Origin of the sequence: Limnospira sp. (assembly GCF_051859755.1) — a bacterium.
GTDB lineage: Bacteria > Cyanobacteriota > Cyanobacteriia > Cyanobacteriales > Microcoleaceae > Limnospira > Limnospira fusiformis.
Genome location: NZ_JBIMLI010000274.1, coordinates 1 through 2,729, shown reverse-complemented (window position 1 = coordinate 2,729; position 2,729 = coordinate 1). Strand labels below are relative to the sequence as shown.

The 2,729-nt window shown below is 44.7% G+C and carries 1 protein-coding gene and 1 pseudogene; both read left to right on the top strand.

Features of this window, described 5'->3' with window-relative positions:
• Window positions 1-585: 585 nt before the first annotated feature.
• Window positions 586-2,076 (top strand): group II intron reverse transcriptase/maturase, encoded by a 1,491-nt coding sequence (gene ltrA / locus ACTIE0_RS23755; RefSeq protein WP_006670079.1) that lies wholly within the window; start codon window positions 586-588, stop codon window positions 2,074-2,076.
• A gap of 314 nt (window positions 2,077-2,390) precedes the next feature.
• Window positions 2,391-2,495 (top strand): annotated as a pseudogene (locus tag ACTIE0_RS23750) (IS607 family transposase); the annotation flags it as partial.
• Window positions 2,496-2,729 lie beyond the last annotated feature (234 nt).

Sequence of the window (2,729 nt, the reverse complement as noted above, 5' to 3'; positions counted from 1 at the left end):
TCGTGGTTGAAAGCCCGCATTCGCCATTGTATTGAGCAGTTTGATTCTCTCCATGATGCCATGGATTCCGTTCTCAACACTGCGTCCTAACCACCTTGACTAATGCTATAAGTAATGAAATTGGCATAATGCAAGGCACAGAAGCCTAATATACTTCCAGCCTAAAAGAGGTATAAGAGGCAAGGGAAAGTCCCAGAAGGGTTAACGAAAGTGAATCTCCCCAAGCTCCGTTATCCATTTAAATGTGAAATAAGGCTGATACACATTAACCAAAAGGTGAGCAGAGGGGTAATCAGATGTCTTCGCTGATTACGGAAGGACAAAGCCTCTGTCGGAGCATAGGAGGAACCCAACTGGAACGAAGGTTCTACGCACGAAACACGGTAAACCCTATGAGTTCTCAAAGGTCGAATGAGTAAATCAACCGTAAGGAAGATGAATAACTCAGAGGGTATAGGAGGTTGGAAAAAGCGAATGTCCCTGTGTAATGCAGAGAATAGGGGTTCAAGATTTGCCTCACATCGAAAGATGGCAGACTTCCAACTGGTCTTAAACGATAAACATTTGTGAGGAATCCCAACCGAGATGAAAGATGGAACCAGCAATGGTATTGGAGTCAAGGAACAAGCTTTGGAATGGGCGGACATCAATTGGAAGTCCATAAAGAAGAATGTTAGGAAACTAAGACAGAGAATTTATCGAGCAACTCAGAACGGTGAGTGGAAAAAGGTCAAAAGCCTTATGAAACTCATGATACGCAGTTACTCCAACCTGCTACTGTCAGTAAGACGAGTAACCCAAGAAAACCAGGGAAAAAGCACGGCTGGGATTGATAAACAGACGGCTCTAACCCATCAGGAAAGGGTGAAACTGGTCGGGGAAATGACAAAATACACACCCGGGAAGGCTTCGCCAACTAGGAGAGTGTATATACCAAAAGCAAACGGAAAAAGGAGACCGCTCGGAATTCCCACAATTAAAGACCGAGTTCGACAAGCAGTAGTCAAGAATTCCTATGAACCGCATTTCGAGGCTAGGTTTGAAGCCAATTCCTATGGCTTTCGACCGGGGAGAAGCGCCCATGACGCTATCGATCAATGCTTCCTCCGACTTCAAGGAGGAAAGGACACATGGGTGCTAGACGCGGATATTAAAGGGGCTTTTGACAACATAAACCATGAATTCATACTCAAAGCCGTAGGTAATTTACCAGGTAGAGAGATAATCAAACAATGGCTGAAAGCAGGATATGTTGAGGCAGAGATATTCAACGCAACAGAAAGCGGAACACCCCAAGGCGGTATAATAAGCCCACTATTAGCAAACATTGCCCTAGATGGATTAGACGAACTTCTCAAAAAGTATCAGAAAATAACCATCCAAGTTAGGAAGAGTGGCAATCGCCAGGGGCAACAGGAAAGAGTGAAGTCACCGATGTACGGTTACAGTCGCTATGCAGATGACTTCATCATTACTGCTAGATGTGAGGAAGATATCAAAGCCGTGGTACCCATCATCGAAGAATGGTTGAGCAAAAGGGGACTGACTCTAAATAAAGAAAAGACCTCTATCACCCAGATAGCACAAGGGGTTAATTTCCTTGGGTTTAATCTACGTCAGTACAAAGGCAAGCTTCTCATCAAACCTCAAAAAGAAAAAAGAATGCGAGCTTTCCTTCAAAAGTTACGAGATTGGCTCAAAGCCAACAAATCACTTCCCCAGGACGTAGTAATACCAAATATCAACCAACAATTAATCGGATGGGCAAACTACTACAGAACGGGTGTCAGTAAAGCGGTGTTCTCCTATGTTGACCATATGGTTCACAAGATGTTGTGGGCATGGGCAGTCAGGAGGCATCCAACAAAAGGGAAAGAATGGGTTAAGAACAAATACTTCCGCACCAAGGTAAGGAGGCAATGGATATTCGCGGCAGAGGTAAAGGACAGGCGTGGAAATTCCCAAACCGAATCGGTGGTTAAAATCTCTCAAACGCCGATTAAACGCCACGTCAAAGTAAAGGATACCTCATCCCCAGACAATCCCGCCCTAGCCAAATACTGGGAACAGCGATAAACCTCAACAGGGAAGACCCGATGGGATAAAGACTCGAAGTATTACAAAGTGGCTGAAAACCAGAAATAGAAATGTCCAGTATGCGGTGAAAATCTGTTCAACGGAGAAGAACTACACACCCATCACTTAATCAGAGTGAAAGATGGGGGGGACGGATCAAGAATCAAACCTCGTCCACGTACATAAAGCCTGTCATTTACATATACACACAGGCTCACATTCTGATAAGCTAAAGCCTTGAGCCGGATGATGCGAAAGTGTCAAGTCCGGTTCTTAGGAGGGGATGAGATGGTGACATCAATTCCCTACCCGCCATCCTTGCCATCGTCCATGTCTTCAGTTGCCGGCTCTATGGACTCCGAAAGTACAAGTCTGCTATCAAAGAAGATTCGAGTATATCCAGAAACGGCACTAGCTAAAACTTGGTTTCAATGGATATCAGCAGCCAGATGGTGCAACCGATAAGCGATCGCCATACTTAAAACTAAGGTGCGAAACGTTTAGGAGTGAAATAGGGCTGCAATGCCTGAAATAACCTCCTAGAGGGAGATAGACTGAATCAACCCAGTCATCCCTTAACTGTTTATATGTTCCAACGCTCCAATTGCAATGAGGAGCAAGGCAGGAGACTCAAGGTCAATCCCATTTTAAGA

Excerpts from the sequence above, each read along its gene's own strand:
- ltrA (WP_006670079.1), top strand. The coding sequence starts at position 586 with ATGAAAGATGGAACCAGCAATGGTATTGGAGTCAAGGAACAAGCTTTG.